At 66.1% G+C, this 17,308-nt stretch carries 19 protein-coding genes; 1 reads left to right on the plus strand and 18 read right to left on the minus strand.

What is annotated here, in order from left to right; all coding sequences use genetic code 11:
- From flgG to ABIC70_RS04790, 5 genes are all read right to left on the minus strand, one after another.
- Positions 1-789: a flagellar basal-body rod protein FlgG gene (flgG, locus tag ABIC70_RS04770; protein ID WP_043357253.1), complete on the minus strand. Its 789-nt coding sequence runs from the start codon at positions 787-789 to the stop codon at positions 1-3.
- Between the two features lie 92 nt (positions 790-881).
- Complete coding sequence (gene fliE, locus ABIC70_RS04775; RefSeq protein ID WP_043357251.1) at positions 882-1,214, minus strand: flagellar hook-basal body complex protein FliE; 333 nt, start codon at positions 1,212-1,214, stop codon at positions 882-884.
- Positions 1,214-1,627 (minus strand): flagellar basal body rod protein FlgC, encoded by a 414-nt coding sequence (flgC, locus tag ABIC70_RS04780; protein WP_354439252.1) that lies wholly within the window; start codon positions 1,625-1,627, stop codon positions 1,214-1,216. Before flgC ends, fliE begins: the two co-directional genes overlap by 1 nt.
- A complete protein-coding gene (flgB, locus tag ABIC70_RS04785; RefSeq protein ID WP_043357248.1) occupies positions 1,627-2,013 on the minus strand; it encodes a flagellar basal body rod protein FlgB in 387 nt (128 codons plus the stop codon). Before flgB ends, flgC begins: the two co-directional genes overlap by 1 nt.
- Before the next feature lie 401 nt (positions 2,014-2,414).
- Positions 2,415-3,098, minus strand: coding sequence for a response regulator transcription factor (locus ABIC70_RS04790; RefSeq protein WP_043357246.1), 684 nt, complete (start codon positions 3,096-3,098; stop codon positions 2,415-2,417).
- A gap of 310 nt (positions 3,099-3,408) precedes the next feature.
- On the opposite strand from ABIC70_RS04790, the gene ABIC70_RS04795 reads away from it, so the two are divergent.
- On the plus strand, positions 3,409-6,138 hold the full coding sequence (locus ABIC70_RS04795) for a hypothetical protein (RefSeq protein ID WP_354439016.1): 2,730 nt from the start codon (positions 3,409-3,411) through the stop codon (positions 6,136-6,138).
- 562 nt (positions 6,139-6,700) lie between these two features.
- Here ABIC70_RS04795 and ABIC70_RS04800 read toward each other — a convergent pair.
- From ABIC70_RS04800 to ABIC70_RS04860, 13 genes are all read right to left on the minus strand, one after another.
- On the minus strand, positions 6,701-7,150 hold the full coding sequence (locus ABIC70_RS04800; protein WP_043357244.1) for a hypothetical protein: 450 nt from the start codon (positions 7,148-7,150) through the stop codon (positions 6,701-6,703).
- 4 nt (positions 7,151-7,154) lie between these two features.
- Entirely contained in the window at positions 7,155-7,490 is a 336-nt protein-coding gene (locus ABIC70_RS04805) for a hypothetical protein (RefSeq protein WP_043357243.1), read from the minus strand.
- A 41-nt stretch (positions 7,491-7,531) separates the two neighbouring features.
- The gene (locus ABIC70_RS04810) at positions 7,532-8,008 is read right to left on the minus strand and encodes a rod-binding protein (RefSeq protein WP_043357241.1); all 477 of its coding nucleotides are present in this window, start codon (positions 8,006-8,008) and stop codon (positions 7,532-7,534) included.
- Positions 8,005-8,520: a hypothetical protein gene (locus ABIC70_RS04815; RefSeq protein ID WP_179698626.1), complete on the minus strand. Its 516-nt coding sequence runs from the start codon at positions 8,518-8,520 to the stop codon at positions 8,005-8,007. The genes ABIC70_RS04810 and ABIC70_RS04815 overlap by 4 nt, the downstream gene beginning before the upstream one ends.
- A gap of 1 nt (position 8,521) precedes the next feature.
- A complete protein-coding gene (gene fliR, locus ABIC70_RS04820) occupies positions 8,522-9,268 on the minus strand; it encodes a flagellar biosynthesis protein FliR (protein ID WP_179698627.1) in 747 nt (248 codons plus the stop codon).
- A gap of 6 nt (positions 9,269-9,274) precedes the next feature.
- The gene (flhA, locus tag ABIC70_RS04825) at positions 9,275-11,365 is read right to left on the minus strand and encodes a flagellar biosynthesis protein FlhA (protein WP_354439018.1); all 2,091 of its coding nucleotides are present in this window, start codon (positions 11,363-11,365) and stop codon (positions 9,275-9,277) included.
- Between the two features lie 159 nt (positions 11,366-11,524).
- Complete coding sequence (gene fliQ / locus ABIC70_RS04830) at positions 11,525-11,806, minus strand: flagellar biosynthesis protein FliQ (RefSeq protein ID WP_043348590.1); 282 nt, start codon at positions 11,804-11,806, stop codon at positions 11,525-11,527.
- A gap of 368 nt (positions 11,807-12,174) precedes the next feature.
- Positions 12,175-12,585 (minus strand): flagellar hook assembly protein FlgD, encoded by a 411-nt coding sequence (gene flgD, locus ABIC70_RS04835; RefSeq protein ID WP_043379601.1) that lies wholly within the window; start codon positions 12,583-12,585, stop codon positions 12,175-12,177.
- 45 nt (positions 12,586-12,630) lie between these two features.
- Positions 12,631-13,053: a flagellar biosynthesis repressor FlbT gene (flbT, locus tag ABIC70_RS04840; protein ID WP_179698628.1), complete on the minus strand. Its 423-nt coding sequence runs from the start codon at positions 13,051-13,053 to the stop codon at positions 12,631-12,633.
- Complete coding sequence (gene flaF / locus ABIC70_RS04845; protein WP_043348583.1) at positions 13,050-13,409, minus strand: flagellar biosynthesis regulator FlaF; 360 nt, start codon at positions 13,407-13,409, stop codon at positions 13,050-13,052. Before flaF ends, flbT begins: the two co-directional genes overlap by 4 nt.
- 90 nt (positions 13,410-13,499) lie before the next feature.
- Entirely contained in the window at positions 13,500-14,555 is a 1,056-nt protein-coding gene (locus tag ABIC70_RS04850; protein ID WP_354439019.1) for a flagellar hook-associated family protein, read from the minus strand.
- 4 nt (positions 14,556-14,559) lie between these two features.
- Positions 14,560-16,017 carry a flagellar hook-associated protein FlgK gene (flgK, locus tag ABIC70_RS04855; protein WP_354439020.1) on the minus strand — a complete coding sequence of 486 codons (1,458 nt, stop codon included), beginning with the start codon at positions 16,015-16,017 and terminating at the stop codon, positions 14,560-14,562.
- A gap of 22 nt (positions 16,018-16,039) precedes the next feature.
- Entirely contained in the window at positions 16,040-17,248 is a 1,209-nt protein-coding gene (locus ABIC70_RS04860; protein ID WP_179698631.1) for a flagellar hook protein FlgE, read from the minus strand.
- Between the last annotated feature and the right edge of the window lie 60 nt (positions 17,249-17,308).

The following is a 17,308-nucleotide window of genomic DNA, read 5'->3' on the forward strand; positions in this document are numbered from 1 at the left end:
TTAGCGGATGCCCTTCGAGATCGTGCCGGCCATCTCGTCCGCGGCCTGGATCACCTTCGAGTTCATCTCGAAGGCCCGCTGCGCCGAGATCAGACTGGTGATCTCCCGGACCGGGTCGACGTTGGAGGTCTCCAGATAGCCCTGGTGGATCTTGCCGAAGCCGGGATCGCCGGCGAATCCGGTGACCGGAAGTCCCGAGGCAGCGGTCTCGCGGTACAGGCCGTTGCCCAGGGGCTCGAGCCCGGCATCGTTGGTGAAGTTGGCGATCTGGAGCTGGCCGATCGTCTGCGGCAATTGCTGTCCGTCGACCTTGACCATCACTTGGCCGGTCTCGTTGATCACCACGTCGACGGCGTTCTGCGGGATGATGATCGCCGGATCGACGCTGTAGCCCTCCGCGGTGACCAGGCGCCCGTCGGCGTTCTTGTTGAAGGAGCCGGCGCGGGTGTAGTTGATCTCGCCGTTGGGCATCGTCACCTGGAACCAGCCCCGGCCGTTGAGCGCGAGATCGAGGGGATTGGTCGTGTTGTTGAGCGGGCCCTGCCGGTGCAGGTTCCGGATCGCGGTGTTGCGCACGCCGAGGCCGAGCATGGCGCCTTCGGGGATCGCCGACTCGCCGGCCTGGATCGGGACGCCCGCCGGCCGTTCGGCCTGATAGATGAGGTCCTTGAATTCCGCGCGGGCCGCCTTGAACGCTGTCGTGTTCAGGTTCGCGATGTTGTTGGCGATGACTTCCACGTTCAATTGCTGGGCATTCATGCCCGTGGCCGCGATGGCGAGCGCTCTCATGACCGGATCCTTGCGCGGGAGGAATGGGTGACGGTGTTCGGGTAGGGGCCGAGCGCCGCCCCGGGGCGGCGCCGTCGTGGCGGGCGGACGCGTCAGATCGCCATGCGGACGATTTCCAGGTAGGCGGCGACGACCTTGTCCCGGATGGCGACCGCCGTCTGGAGGGTCTGCTCGGCGGACATCACCGCCTCCACCACGGCCTGGGTGGATGTCTTGCCCTGAATCCCGGAGATGGCGGCCGCCTCGCCGGTCTTCACCGTGTCGCGCATCTGACCCGCGATCTGGGTCAGGAGGTCGCCGAAATTCGATGCGGGTCCCGCAGGGGCCGCCTGCCGGATCCCGGGCGTCGTGAGCCCGAGGTCGGCCGCGCCGAAGACGGCGTTCGTGTCGGTGACGCTTGTGAGGGCGGCGAGGGACTGGATCATCACGGCCTCAGGAGTTCGATGATGCTGGCGATCATCGAGCGGGTCTGCTTGATCATCTGAAGGTTGGCCTCGTAGGAGCGGTTGGCCTCCCGCATATCGGCCATCTCAATCAGCATGTTCACGTTCGGCAGCTTGACGTTCCCGTTTGTGTCCGCCGCCGGGTTCCCGGGATCGTACTCGACCCGGAACGGCGCCGTGTCCTGCCCGATCTGGCGGACCGCGACGGCCGCCGTCCCGGAGGCCCGGTCGAGGGCCGTCCGGAACGTGATCGTCTTGCGCGTATAGGGATTGGCTCCCGCGGTGAGGCCCGTGGATTGCGCGTTCGCGATGTTCTCCGAGATGACGCGCATGCGCTCGGACTGCGCCTCCATGCCGGAGCCGGCGATCCGCGATGAGGCGGCGAGCGGATCGATCATTGGCCGGCCTTCACGCTCAGGGCCAGCATCCGGTTGAACGCCTTCACCACGCCGCTGTTGAGGGCTTGGTCGCGGCTGACTTCGCCGGACTTCATCATCTGTTCCTCGATGCTGACCGAGTTGCCGGAATGGACGACGTCCCAGCCGGCCGATGACGTCGCGCGCGCCGGTCGCGTGCCGGCACCGTTGGCCTCAAGGTGGCCCGTATGGGTCGCCGCCATCGTCAGAGCCGTCTTGTCCATCAGGTCCCGGAACGGGGTCAGGTCCCGGGCGCGATAGCCAGGCGTGTTGGCATTCGCGATATTGCCAGCGATCACGGCTTGGCGTGCCGCAAGATGTTGCAGCTGACGGGATGCGATGTTGAACAGAAAGATCGGGTTCATGACCTGTCGGCTTTCTGACGGGATAAGTCAGGAGGCGGGAAAATCCCGCTTGCGAGGGGCGTATCCTGGGCCGCAACGTTCGTTGTACGGCGAAACATTGTTCTGCAGGCGGATCTTTCCTCGATCTGTCTTGTCCGAAGCTTGTGGCGGCCTCCCGCCGCGCTCTCGGGGGGGGGCGCGTGTCCGGTCCGGCCGTTCCGCGGGTTGATCCCCGTGCGGTCTGGGAGGCGCGGAGCCGGCGTCCGGCACGCCCAGGCTGCGGCCGGATCATCTCCGCGCTGCCTCTCATGCCGGACATGCGGGCCACCGGACGATGGACGTCCGGCCGCCTGTCCGCGACGGGCCGGCCAGGAGACCGGCCCTTGTGATGAGCGGATTCCCGCAGAACTCGGATAGAGAGATCAATTCACGAAGGCATACCCGAGATAACGCCGTACTTCGATAGGATCGAAACTCAGCTTCTGCCGGAGTTTCTTGCGAAGTTTACTGATGTGGCCCTCGATCACGCTTTCGTCCACGTCGCTCGTGAAGGCGCCGTAGACCGCATTGAACACCTGCTCCTTGGTCATCCGGCGCCCGCGATTGCGGACCAGAAATTCGAGGATCTGGCGTTCGCGGCGCGGCAGGGGCATTTTTTCCCCATCGACGTCGGGGTCGCGGCCGTCGAAGTACACCCTCAGCCGCGCGGTCCGGTCCGCCACGACGCTGTCGCTGGCCCTCTCGCGCTGCGAGCGCCGCCATACGGCCTCGGTCCGGGCGAGGATCTCGCGGACATGGACCGGTTTGCGGACGACGTCGTCGATGCCGGCTCTGAACAGATCCAGCGTCTCGGTCAGGCAGCGGGTCTCGATCATCGCGATGATGGGTGCGCGGGACCGCTTCTGAATCATCTCCGGCAGATCGGGCCGCTGCTCACAATTGCCCAGGAGGAAGCCCTGGACGGCGTCCAGATCCGTCTCGGGGGCGGACTGAATCCAGCCTTCGAAATCATCGGCCACTAATCCAACCGATGTCACGCCCTCACGATTGAAGTTGGCCACGTAACCATCGGTAACCATCGGCCGCTCATCGACAATGACGTACATTGCCAAAAGTCTCCGTCGACATTTTTGCGTGAAAGATCAAAACTTGTCTTTTCTTTGTCTATGATTCCCCAATTTTCTCAATGGATCAAACATGAGACAGCGTCAACATCCTGTTATGAAGTTCTATCGAAGAAAATTTGTAGACATTTTTAGCAAAAATCGAGACATTAGAGCCAAGAATAAAGGAATCATTGTAAAGTTTATCGAATTTTGTGGCGTTTGCGGAATGGTGCGTCCTATATTGCAGGATCCGCTAGGATGATCGCACGCGCCCAGCGACGCTTCGATCCTGCGAGATCTGCTTGAGCCGATGTCCGAACGACACACCTTCACGCCTGACTCGGCGCGACCGGACGCGGGCGCTGCACAGGCGCCCGATGCGAGCCATGCGGTTGGCAACAGGAATCGCTGGTCGCGGGTCGTCTTCGCGTTCGAGCGTTTGATCGGCGACCGCTGGTATGAGTTCAACGCATACATGATCTGCGCTGCTGCCGAGGGATGTCCGGGCGTCCGGGACTTCGCGGCGATCGGTGTCGCATTCCGCGCGCAGGATCAGTCCGAGATCGATTTCGGCCGCATCCCGGGATTGGCGCGGACCTCGATCGACGCGCACGGAGACTGGATCGCCGGACCGATGTCGGAGGGCGGCGCGGGCTCGATCGGCGCTCCCATCCGCTGCCGCTTCTATCTCCCGGCGCCCGCCGCCCAAGTCGGCGTGACCATCAGGAGCTGGCGCAACACGCACCCGTTCCGGATCGTGCAGCCGGAGATCCGGCAGGCCGTTCCGGACGCGGCCCACCCTGAGGACGGGGGCCCCGAATCGGCGCGGGGCTGGTTCGGCCAGGACAGCCGGATCGTCCTCGGTCCCCGGCCCGCCTGGTTGCGGCACGGGCTGGTTCCCGGGCGTGCCCTCGTGTTCAAGGGGCAGGTCATCGCGCAGGGCCAGTCGGACGGTGCCCTGGCTCAGGTGTCCTTCCGCGACGCGCGGGGCAACCCGATCCCGCCGCCCTACCCCGGTACCCTGGCCACCCTGTCGATCCCCGCCTTCCTCGACATCCCGGTCCACCGGGAGGCCTACCGCTTCACCCTGAAGGTCTCGCCGCCCCCCCAGGCGGCGACGGTGGAGATCGGCTTCGCCACCTGGGATCCGGATGCGCGCCTTGCACTGGCCGCCGCACCGGACATGTTCCTGGACGACGAGTTGCGCTTGGCCAATCTTGCGGAGGAAGCCGGCCCGGACGCCGAAGCCGTCCTGGCGCATCTGCTCGGCCGCCTCGGCGCCCCGCGGCCAACCCAGGGCGCCGCCGCGGGGTCGATCCTGCCCTATCTCGACCCCGCCCTTCTGGAGGAAGCGCCGTCGCCGTTGCGCAGCGTCGCGCTCCTGCGGGACGGGCCGGACGCCGCGGCCTGGGCTGACGGTTCCGTCAGTCTCGCGTCTTGCCCGGCCTGGGCGCTCCCGGAGGTGCCGGACTGGGGGAGCGATCCGTTCCGGTCGCATGCGTGGCGCCTTGCGTTCCAGTCCCTCTCCTGGACCTGTGCGGCCGCTGGAAATCCTGAGCGCGCGGTTCGGGACCGGGCGGTCGCTGTCGCCCTGGCCTGGTCCCGCGCGAATCCCTGGGGCCGGCCGGCCGACACGCTGAGCCTGCATCCCGCCTGCATGGCGATGCGCCTGGAGGCGATGCTGTGCCTGCTGGGCGCAGCGATGCGGGATGGCGATGCGGCGGACCGTTCGGCCGTCGAGCGTCTGGGTGCCGAGATCGTCCGGCATGCCGCGGCCCTGGCGGAGATCCTGGCCCAGCACACGGTGGCGGGGTCGTTGCTGGAGGCGCAGGTGGCGGCGTCCCTGATGGCGGCCGGCGTCACCCTGCCGGCCTTTCCGATGGCGCGGCACTGGACCGACCTCGCGATGATCGCCCTGCGCAGCGGCTTCGAGGCGATGATCGATCCCGAGGGGGCGGTCACGGAGCCATCCTACCACCGCAGACTCGAGATCCTCACGCTCGCCCTGGTCCTGATGCCGGTCCTGAAGGGCCGGCCGGATCTGGCCCCCCTGGCGGACATCCTCGACCTCCGCCTCGCGAGGGCCTGGGGCGGGCTGATCGCGCTGCTCGAGCCGGACGGCGCCCTGCCGCCTTTCGACGATGCGCCTGGGCATACGGACCGGTATCGCTGGATGGGGCGCGTTGCGGCCGCCCATCGCCACCCCTGGATGACCGGTCCGGCGGTGGGGCCGACGAGCGGCGGATGGCCCCTCCCCGGCGCCCCGATTCCGTCCGGAACCATTCTCCTGCGCCGGACGGACGCCGCCGCAGGCTGGTCCGCCTTCACGGCGGATTTCTCCGAGCAGATCCACCCGCAGGATCACCGGGACTGCACCTCCTTCACGTTCGCCACGGGCGGTCTGCGGTGGATCACGGAACGGGGCGGCTCGCAGGCCGAGCCCTTCGGTCCGCGCGGCCTGCATCCGGCGGCGGCGCGCGCCCACAACATCGCCATCCCGGAGGGCCGCGAGCCGGGTGCGGGCGTCGGAACGGCCCGGGCGACCCTCACCCTCGGCGAGGCCGCTGTGCATCTCATCGAGACGAGCGTCCACGGGCCGGACTACCGCCATATCCGGGCCTTCGTGCTGCTGAACGACCTCGCCGGGATGGCCGTCTTCGACCGGTTCCTGACGGGCGACCGTCCCCTCTCGGTCGAAGGGTTCCTGCACTTCGACCCCAGCGTGGTGGTCGCCCTGGATCCATCGCATCGGATCTTCGGCCTTCGGGGCGAGCGACGGCTGCACATCGTACCCCACGGCCTCGCCGGCCGGATCGACGATATCGGGGTGCATCGCCCATGGGCGGAACCGCCGGCGCCGGTTCCGCATCCGCGCGCGGCGGCGCATCACCGGGCGCGGCCCGGTCCCTGCCTCCGCTACACGCTATCGGGCGTGCGATGCGTGGCCGGCGGCCTTCTCATCGCCGGCGCCTCGGACGGCATCGCGCGGCTGATGCGCGCGGTCGATGCGGCGGGGCTCCGGCGTCGCCTCACGGAATGAGGATCGTGCGCCGGCAGGGCCGGGTCCGTCCCCGGGTCCCTGCGGTCGCCCGAGGCGTCCTGACAGGTGGGTTCGGCCGGCTCCCCGACGCCGATGCCCGCGGCATCCCGAGGAATCGCCTCCTCGGCCCGGGACGGAGGCGTCGAACGGGCCTTCGGGATCCGTCGTAGGATCGCAAGAGCCGGGTGCAGGCGGCTGCCGAGGCGCGCGGCCGTGCCGTCGCCCGCCGCATCGCGCCAGGACAGGGTCGTGCGCTGCCGCGCGCGCTCCCCTCGATCGATCGCGTCCCGGGCGTGCGGTGGCCGGCCGCGGTTCTTCGGCCCGGGCCTCCGCAAGCCCATCAGGAGGACGGCGGCCCGGCCGGCGAGCCCGAAGACGGGCGCGGCGAACAGCCCGCCCTCTGCCCCGCGTGAAACGCCCATGGCCGCAGCGGGGTCGAGCGGCTCCGGCGCGCTTCATGCCGGTACGGGCGGAGGCCCCACGCTGCGAGAAAACCGCCGGCCGCCTCACCGGCTTCCGCCGCCTCGCCGCGGCTTGCGGCTGAATCCCGTGACGCCGGGCCTCAGCTCCGGATGTCCTTCTTGGTGATGAAGTTGAAGTTCTCAACCATCACATCCTTGACGATCTCGGAGCCAAGACGCTCGTTGACACGTCGTTTGATCTCGTCCAGGCGCCTGTTGATGTCGTACTTCTTGAGATTGCGGAAATCGAGGTCGCCGTCGCTGTAGATCTGGCGGAACGACTCGTCCATCACGAACGGCTCCGGGGTCACGCCCAGGCCCTTGATCAGGTGCGAGTCGGCCGTGAAGATGATCGTGGCCAGGATGTAGCCCTGGACGTTCCCATCCGCGATGATCGGAATGTTGAGGGGGCGCAGCTTCTGATAGGTCAGCCCCTCCAGATACTCCTCGGCTTTGGGTTTCGGCAAAGCCGGCATCCAGGAGATCACCGCGTAGCTGGACAGCACCGTGATGGCGCAGATCCACAATCCGGTGATGACGATGCGAGTCACGCGGTCACTCCTGGTAGCGCAGGACGGCCGAGTAGGTGCCGTCGGATTCCGCGCTCTGGATCATGGTGGAGACGAGATCCGAGACCTCCTGCATGGCACGCAAGTGGATGCCCAGGAGTTCGTGGTTGCGTCGCAGCTTGGCGCGGACCCGCTCCAGCCCCTCGATCTCGGGCGGGCTCAGCCGGTCCGCGCTGATCGTCCGTCCGAGACGAGCCAGTTCTACGAGGCTCTGACTCTTGCGGCGGTTGAAATCGTCCTGATCCCGCAGGTCGTGCACCGTCAGAGAGGTGGTCTCGGCGTCGATGGTCGCTTCGAGGCGGGCCAGGGATGATAGCAGCATGATCCGTGTCCGGGGTGTCGGTGGTGCGGAGCGGGGTTGCGTCAGACCGCCGGGATCCGGGACGCGGGGGCCGGGGCTCTGGTGTCCGGGTGTGACGCCTCGATCATCCGGGCGATGCCGATGCCGCCGGCCTTGGCCAGCTGGGCGCCGAGCTGCTCGGCCAGCATCGACTTCCAGATCGCCCCGGCATTGCCCTTGCCGTAGACCGCCGATGCGCCCTGCGGGAGCATCGATTCGACGAAGGTCTGAAGGACGAAGGCCTCGAATTGCTGGGCGGGGGTTCCCTTCGTCCGGGGCGACGGCAGGGTTGCGGCCGTGCGGAACCGCGTCAGCACGGAATCGGCGCTCGGCTGCGGCGCTACGGCGAACCCGGTCCGGTTGCCCGAGGCCGTTCCCAGGGCGTCCGCGAAGGTTCCGGGCGCGCCTTGGGTGAGCTTGGTGACCGCGGCCTGATAGCGGGCGGGATCCGCCGCGCGCGCAACGTCGAGGACAATATCGGAGGGAGGCTGGACGCTCACGGCGTACTCGTATCCGGATTGTTGCGATCGCGACGAGCCCAGCCGTCAAGGCCGGACACATCCGCCGGGCCCACGGGAGACCTTGGCTCGTCCTGCAGGTTAACCGGCTTGGCTGACCGGAGGCTTGCCTCCGTGGTGAGGCCCAGATGGTCGAGGCGCTCCGCCCAATCCCGCTTCTCCGCGTGCTGGCGCTGGGCGGTCTCCAGGCGTCCGACCCACAGCTCGGTCCGCTTGTGCTGCGTGGAGCGTTCCATCAGCCTCAGTGCAGAGATGTCGCGTTCCGCGCGCAGCTCCTGGGCCTCAACCGCCAGGCGCCTCAGCCGCCCGACCGCCGTGGCGCGCAGCGGCTCGTGAAACGCAGACGCTTCGTTGAGGGCGCGAATCAGATCCGCCTGCGCCATGTCGGCCGCCTGAACCCGGCGGTCCAGTGCGGCAAGGTCCCGCTCGGCGAGCTGGTGCATGCGGTCCTGCAGGCGCAGCAGCCGCATCGCCCGGCTCAGGCGTGTCCGCATGTCAGCCTCTCTTCAGCCAATGCCCGTACTCGAGGGCGAACTGCCCGAGCAGATCCGTGGACAGGACCATCAGCAGCAGGAGGCCGCCGAACAGGATGAACGGTGTCGCGATGAAGAACACCGGAATCTGTGGTGTGAGCTTGTTGGCGAGCCCCAGGGCGAGATTGACCAGCACGGAGTAAATGATGAACGGGCTCGTCACACGAACGGCCATGACGAAGGCCGCCGTGATCCGGTCGACGTAGCCGGCCAGCATGGGCCGCGCGCCGAACGGGTTCCCGGCCGGGATGCGGTCGTAGGAGGCGACCAATCCGCGGAACAGTTCCCAGTGCAGGTCCATGCTGAACACCAGCACCGTCGCCGCCATCATGATCAGCGAGCCGGCGAGGGAGGCCGCCTCGTGTTCGGCGACGGGATTCCCCGGGATGCCTCCCAGACCGATCATCGTCGCCAGGGCGCTGCCCATGGTTTCGAGCGCGAAATAGAAGGATCGGCCGAAGAAGCCGATGGCGAGCCCGGTGAGCGTCTCGCATCCGACCCACCAGAGAATCTCGGCCGGCCCTGCACCCCTCAGGCCCAAACCGAGTTTCGGCAGAAGCATGGGGGCCACCGCCAAGGTCACGGTCAGGGCGATGAACAGGCGGATGTGCGGGGCCACCCGCGCACTGGACAGGCCCGGCGCCACCAGCAGGCACCCGCCGACACGACAGAAGATCACGAAGACGCCGAGGATCGTATCCGGGATCATCGGGGGTCAGGAGATCGTACCGAGGGACTTGATCTCAACGCCGCGGGCGATCTCGACATGCGACAGCACGGGGACCGTCGGAAACAGGCGCTCGATGATCATCCGCACGTAGCTGCGCACCTCCGGCGCCGTGACCAGGGCGAATTTGTGCGACGTCTTCAAATGGGCGCGGATGGCCTCGGAGGCCTCGACGCCGAATTGCTCGATCAGCCGCGGATCGAGATCGACCTCGACCACATCGCCCTTGGCGTCGCGCTTGAGGCCTTGATGGAAGGTGAGATCCCAGCGGCTGCCGAGTCGCAGGACGTTGAGGGCGCCGTTCTCGGCAAGATCGCCGCAGATCTGCTGCGCGATCCGCAGCCGGACATGCTCGGCGATCTGCTCCGCCCGGCGGGCATGGGGGACGATCTCGGCGATGGCCTCGATGATCAGGTGCAGGTTCCGGATCGAGACCCGCTCGGCGAGGAGCAGCTTGAGCACGGCCTGCAGGCCTGAGTACGATATTTGCGACGGACAGATGTCGTCGACCAGCCGCTTGTATTCCGAATCGAGCCGCTCGATCAGCATCCTCAAGTCCTTGTAGGAGAGGAGCTGGGGCAGGTTATTGCGGATCACCTCGCTGACATGAGTCAGCATCACGGAGTGCCAGTCGATCGGACTGAAGCCCTCGCGCCGGGCCTCCTGGGCGTAGGCATCCGGCACCCAGACGGCCCGCATGCCGAAGGCCGGCTCGCGCACCTCCTCGCCGGCGATGCTGGGCAGCGGACCGTCACCCACGACGATCATGGTCTCGCCGGGGCGCATCTGCTGGGCGGCGATGACGGTTCCGTGGATCGCGATCTCATAGCTCTTGCTCGGGACCGTCAGGGATTCGACCAGCTTGATGTCCGGAACCACGAATCCGTATTGCTGCGCGAACTTCCGGCGCATCCGGCCGGCCCGGTGGGCCAGTTCGTTCTGCGCGCCCTGCATCTGCACCGCGAGGTGCTTGCCCAGCCGCAACTCGATCTCGGCGGTTTTCAGCGAGTCCTTCACGGCCTCGCTCTCCTGGTGCTCCAGGAGACGCTGCTGCTCCTTGGCCTTCACCGCGGCATCGACCTTCGATTGCGCCTCCGCGAGGCGGCGCGGGATCAGATAGGCGATGGTGCCCATCAAGACGCTCAGGACGGCGAAGGGCAGGAACGGCATCCCGGGCAGGATCGCGAAGACCAGCATCAGACCCGAGGCGACGAACAGCGCCCGCGGATAGGCGCCGAGCTGGCCGAGGACGGCCTGCTCGGCAGTTCCGCGCGTCCCCCCCTTGGACACGAGAAGGCCCGCGGCCAGGGACACGATGAGGGCCGGAATCTGCGAGACGAGTCCGTCACCGACCGAGAGCTTGGTGAAGACGTCGGCGGCCTTGCCCAGCGGCAGGCTGTGACGGGTGACGCCGATGATGATGCCGCCGAAGATGTTGACCGCGATGACGATCAGGCTGGCGATGGCTTCGCCGCGCACGAACTTCGAGGCGCCGTCCATGGATCCGAAGAACGCGCTCTCCTCCTCCAGCTCGCGCCGACGCCGCTGCGCCTCCTTGTCGTCGATGAGGCCGGCTGAGAGATCGGCGTCGATCGCCATCTGCTTGCCGGGGATCGCGTCCAGGGTGAAGCGCGCGCCGACCTCCGCGATGCGCGTGGCGCCCTTGGTGATCACGAGGAAGTTGACCGTGATCAGAATGGCGAACACCACGAGCCCGATCACGAAGTCGCCGCTCATCACGAACTGCGAGAAGCCCTGGATGACGTGGCCGGCCGCGTCGACGCCCGCATCCCCGTTGGACAGGATCAGCCGCGTCGTCGCGATCCCGAGGGCCAGACGCAGCAGCGTCGCGATCAGCAGGATCGTGGGAAAGGACGAGAATTCCAGCGGTTTGTGGATCCAGAGCGCGACCATGAGGATCAGCACCGAGATGGCGATCGAGAGCGCTAGCCCGATATCGATCAGCACGGCCGGAACGGGCAGGAACAGGATCGCGAGGATGGCGATGATGCCGATCGCGAACCAGACATCCCGCCGGATTCTTCTGTCCGGCGCGAGCGCTTGTACGGCCGATGCCACGCTCTCACCCCCTCGTGTCGTGATGGGACTTCTGGATCATCAAGCTTGCGCCTGCATGGCGTCGGTCCGCGCACCCGGCTCCGATGCCCGCGCGGCGCGCCTTGCGCGCCGCCGCGTCCGACGTGCCGCGCGCAGACCCCCCTCCGCCTTCGACGCCGCTCATTCCGACACCGCGCGGAAGCCCGTCACGATCCGGCCGTAGACCATCTCGGTGAAGGCGTAGATCTGGCCGCCCACGAAGGAGCCGCTGACGATCATCACCAGCAGGACGACCACGATCTTCGGGACGAAGGTGAGGGTGACCTCCTGAATCTGGGTCAGCGCCTGGAACAGGGCGATCAGGATCCCCACCACCATCGCGGCTCCGACCGCCGGCCCCGAGGCGACGATGATCGTCCAGATGGCGGCGCGGACGAGTTCAAGGGCGTCGATCTCGTTCATGGGGCCGGACGGGGATTCTCACAGGGGCATTCGAGAGAGGCGGACGTTCGCCGGAAACCGTCTGGCCGGCAGACGGGCTCGACTCGGTCTGATGGGGTGAGTTCGGTCTGCGCCGACGGTCCGGCGTCATCGCCTCCGCGAGCACTTGCGGATGTCGGATCGGAGGCCTGCCGGGATCGCAGCGGCCCGCGCGCGCCATCGATTCCCGTCCAAGCCGCGCCCTGCTGGGCCGCGGCCGGCGGTTCAGTTCGGCGTGTCGACTGCGATCGCCGCGGACGTTGCGATGACGCGGATGCCGGCTCGTCGAACGATCGCGCATGCCGTGGCATTGGGGCCGCCGACCGGCTGCCGTCAGGCCGGGGACGGTTCTAGGACACGGTCAGGCCGGATTCGTAGGGGACATCCTGGCCGCTATCGAGATGTACGATCAGGCCGTCCTTCGTCACCCGCGCGGACGTGACTGTTCCCGTGACCGATCCGTCCGCGGAGGTGACGGTGTGCCCGATGAGATTGCTGGCCTGGGACAGACTCGAGGAGGTGAGCAAGGCGTCGAGCTTGCTATTCATGTTCACGCTCTGCTCAACCTGCGAGAATGTCGCGAGCTGGCCCATGTAATCCGTCGATTTCATCGGCGCCGTGGGATCCTGGTTCTTCATCTGCGCCATGAGGAGCCTGAGGAAGGTGTCGTAGTTCAGAGTCGACGGCTTCGCGGCCGGGGCCGTTCGGGCCGCGACATTCGCGGTTGACGGGTTCGTAGATTGGGTTGCCGGTATGGACATGGATCGACCTCCGTCTGGTTTCGGCGCCTATGCCCTGACGGTTCGTCAGGCGACCTGATGAGTGAGACTGTTCGAGTTCGGTCGGGATGGCGCGTCTTCCGGTTCGAAGACCCCGCGCAGCATCCGCAGGACCTCGAACGGCCGACCCCTGTTGAGGAGGTCGCGCGCCGCTGCGAGCGCCGCAACGACGGCGCGATCAGGAGTCTGAGCCAGGATCGCCTGCTCGACTTTATCGTAAGCCTGTCGGACTTGGCCGGCATTGCTGGGATCGATCAACATGGCCTGGGCGATGAAGTAGAGCTGGCGCAGCGGCGTCTTCGCCTGCTCGACCTGCAGCACATGGGCTTCGAGAAGAAAGGTCGCGTCGTTGAGCAGCTCGATCGTGACCTTGCGGTCCACTCTGAGAACGGCCCCGTTGATGAAGATGCGCTCCTGGCCTCGCAGGCTGAGATTGATCGAGCGGCTCATTGGAGACCATCGCGGATCAGCGTATTGACGTAGATGAGAGCCTCGAACCCCGTCGCATCGCCGCGGAGGATCTGGTCGGTCTGGCTCAAGTTCCACAATCCGATGGAGATCAGGTCCGCCCGTAATTGCGCCGGCAGCGCGTTCTCGGGATTGGCGAGATCATCGATGAGCATGCTCCAGAGGCGCTGCAGGAAGCTGATGGCCTCCTGACGCAGTTCCGCCGATGCAGGGGCGGCCTCGGCCTCCTTCATCAGAGCGATGGCCCGATCGAAGGCCGCCCGTTCCCGCTCCCGGGCGAGGGTGGGTGAATCGTCCAAGACTTCCGTGTAGGCTTCCGCGTAGGACGCGCCGTACATTGCCGATCTGCCTATCGAATTGAAGCGTTGCCGCAGTGATGTGCCGTCGCTTGGCGTGTCGCCCGGCGGTCAAAACCGTATCCGAAACTGTCAGACGTAATCGATCAGACTGATCCGTCTCATCTCGCTCGTCAGACTGTACGAGACCTGAAGGTCGGCTTTCAGGTTTTCCTGGCGTGTCCTGAGTTCTGCGAGATCGACGCTCTCGAGATTGCTGTATCCGAGGGTCAGGAACTTTATCTTGGAATCGAGCAGGTTGTCGGCGGCTTTCATTCTGGATTGAACGATGCCGACGCTGGCTTGGATCTGCGTCAGGTTGAACGCGGCATGGCTCGCCAAGTCCCGCATCTTGTCGTACACGATCGACTGCGTCGACGGGGCGAGGCTGGTCAGCCCGATTTCGGAACCGACCGTATACAGCATTGCGAGCTGTCGAACGGCCTGAACGTTGGTATTGACGGATGTCTCCGCCGTTTCGCCGCCAGCGAGTTCACTGCGGATGTTGACGTTCGACGCACCGGACCATGTCGCACCCCATTGAGGGTCGGCGAAAAGCGCGGATGCGGGGCCGTCGAGGAAGGCCTGCATCTGTGTCGCCGTGATGTTGGTCGCGGCCGGCAGCGTTCCGGGCGCGAAGCCGAAGGCGGTTTGGAACGCCTGCGCGAAGGCTAGCTTGGCAGCCGCCGGCGGCACGGATTGCGTATCCGCGATCGGGCGTCGGTCGGTATCGATTCCGGAGAACAGGAATTGACCCGCGACGGCGGAGTTCAGATGCGCGATCAGCGCCGAGAGTCGCGATGACGCCTCCTTCACCGTCTCGGCCCCGTTGCTGCTGAACAGCTTTCCAGGGGTGACGAGGGCGAGGAAAGACTCGCTGTCCGTCCGGATCTGGGTCAGCGCATCGTAGGTGCCGCTGACCCGGAGCCCGGTTATGTTGTTGCGGCTCTGTTGCGCCTTGAGGTCGTCGACCTCCTGTCTCAGATTGATGTCTGTTCCGGTCCTGTGGCCGAGCTCAAGGCCGACATCGGCGTATCGGCCGCCCTGCACCATTTCGGCATTCGCCTTCGCGATCTCCGCCTCCAGCCGGGCGGCGCCGGCGCGGGGCGAGTTCCAGAGCGTGGCGGTAGAGATGTAGCTCGTTTTCATGACGCTACCTCACGGCATCAAGGAGAGACTGGATCATCGCATTGACGGTCGCGATAAGCTTGGCGGACGCCGCGTAGGATTTCTCGAGCTGCAGCATCGAGGCGACTTCCTCGTCGCGGTTCACGCCGGTCGTGTTCGAGAGCGCGGTCGATGCGCTGTCCAGCACCGCTGATTCTTTGTCGACCTGGAGGGACGCAGCCTTGCGGGCGGCTTCGAGCCAGCTCGCCGACGCCGCCGCGGCGGTTTGCAGGGATGCCGAGGCCGGCAGTTCCGAGGCCGCCGCAAAGGGCCGCTCCGCGCCGAGGGCGGCGCGCAAGGCGTTCAAGTGATCGGAGAAGGCGGCGGCCTGCGTGTCGTTGTACAGATATTGCACCCCCGCATTCATGCCGCCGTCGCGCAGCGTGAACGGGTTGCCGCCCTGCTCGGGATCGGCTGCGGCGTTGACGCGGATGGTGTGGGCGAGCCCCGTAATGCCTGCCCCGGGAAGCGCCGGGCCGCCGGGATAGGTGAACAGGCCGGCCCGGGCCGCACCGATCGCGGACGTCTTGTCCGTCTCCGACAGGGCGTTGATCAATCCGGCGGCGATGGCGTCGAGCTGCTTCTGATACGTGACCGTGACTTCGTCGCGGATCGTCATCTGTCCCACGATCCGGCCGGATTGGAGCGGCATCAGGGAGCCGTTGCCGGTCACGCGCATCCCGTCGATGAACACCGCCTTGCCGGTCGTCCCGGCCGCGAAGGCGGATGTCGGTTCGAAGGTGACCGTCCGAGGCTGCCTTTCGAACAGGGGCGAGCCGTTATCGGCGTAGATCGCCATGTCGTTGTTCTCACGGATGACCGTGCTGATGCCGATCTCCTGGGACAACTGGGTGAGGATCTTGTCCCTGTTGTCGAGCGCATCGCTGATATCGTCCCCGCGCGCTGTCCCGAGGACGACGGCCTTATTGGCCGCGTCGAACTTTCCGAGCAGGTCGTTGATCGTGGCGACGGACTCGGCGATCTCCTGGTCGGCGCTCAGCCGGGCGGCCTGCACCGTGTCGCTCGCTTGGTTCAGCGCGCGCGCGAGGTCCCGCGCGGCCGCAACGGCGGCCTTCGCCAGATTCACGTCGTTCGGCTGGTTGGCGGCATCGCCCAGTGCCGAGTTCAGGATACCGACCTTTGCGGCGATGGAGCGCTGCGCGTCCGTATCGCCGACCGTACCCTCCAGCGTGGTGAGCCCGGTCAGGATCGCCTCATAGCCGGCGAGTTCCGACGTGCTGCTCATCATCCGATCGAACAACGCCGTGTTGCTGGCGCGGTTGATGACGACCCGGACCGGCCCGTCCGTCGTGACGAGCGATGCGATCTTTCGCGAATAGGCCGGATCGTGGGCCCCGGCGATGTTCCGCGACACGACGTCGGTCTGGGTCGCGTTGGCGAGCAGGGATCCGCGCGCGGCGTTCAGTGCAACGGAAAGGCCCATGTGGAACGTCCTCTATTCCAGCTCAGCGCTTCAGGTTCACGAGGAGTTCGAGCATTTCGGCGCCGGTCTGAAACACTTTGGAATTGGCGCCGTAGCTGGTCTGCGATTGGATCATCGTCGCCAGCTCGGTTCCGAGATCGACGTTCGATTCTTCGAGCATGCCCTTCAGGATCTGCCCGCGGCCGCCGACGGTGGCGAAGCCGATCTGGGGCGTGCCCGAACTGGGGGTGGTATCGAAGACATTGCCGGCCTGCGGACTCAGATTGTCCGGGCTCTCGACAGTGGCGAGCGGGACCTTGAAGGCCGCCGCCTTCTTGCCGTCCTGATAGACGGCGTACACCGTCCCGTCCCGGTCGATGTCCGTTCCCACGACGCTCATCGGGGCGCTTCCGTTGGCGCCCCCCGTGATCGTGTATTCGCCTGCCAGAGCCGTCATGTTGGCCATGTCGATAGACATGGGCTGACCCTTTGGAACGGTAAAATTCAGTTTCGGCAGGCCTTGAATTTTGCCATTGCTGTCGAACGTCAGATTTGTCTGTCCGAGCGGTGATCCGGGAAAGTTCGCGGGTTTGCTGGAATCGTAGGCCGAGACCTGCCACGTGTTGGATGCCGTCTTCGAGAAGTACAGATCGACGACAACGGCGTGGCCGAGATTGTCATAGGTGGTTATGCTGGTCGCCTTCGTGAAATTCGCCCCGCCCGTGACGATCGCCGCGTCGGCAGGAAGGTTGCCGCTGATCGTTCCGATGGTGGAGGGGCGGGCCTGCATGGACAGGCTGGCCGTGTTGACGGGCACGAGCCCGTCATAGCTGTTCAGCGAGACCTTCGGATCGCCCGAGGCCAGGCTGTAGCCCATCAGGTGCATGCCGGCTGCATTCACGAGATCCTTGGTTGTCGCGTCTTCGATGAAATTCCCGGCTCGGGTCAGGTAAGTCCTGCCGCCGGGATCCTTGACGACGAAGAATCCGTTGCCGTTGACGGCGAGGTCGGTGGCGGACGTCGTCGCGGATCTCGTGCCCTGGCTCGTGATCGCGTGTCGCACGATCGTATCGACCGATCCGGACTCGTAGGATCCCGGGTTCGGGTCGATCAGGAGCGACGAGAACTCGGTTGATGCGCGCTTGTACCCGGTTGTATTCTGATTCTGGATATTGTCAGCAACCGTTCCAAGTCGATTGGTTTGGGCGTTCATTCCGGAGACGCCGCTGTTCAGCACACCATAAAGTCCCATGACGAACGTCCCCGTTGTTTGATCATGTTCGGCCGACTCTGATCAGAGATCGCTTGCGCG

This window comes from Methylobacterium sp. 1973 (genome assembly GCF_040545035.1).
GTDB classification, from domain to species: Bacteria; Pseudomonadota; Alphaproteobacteria; order Rhizobiales; family Beijerinckiaceae; genus Methylobacterium; species Methylobacterium fujisawaense.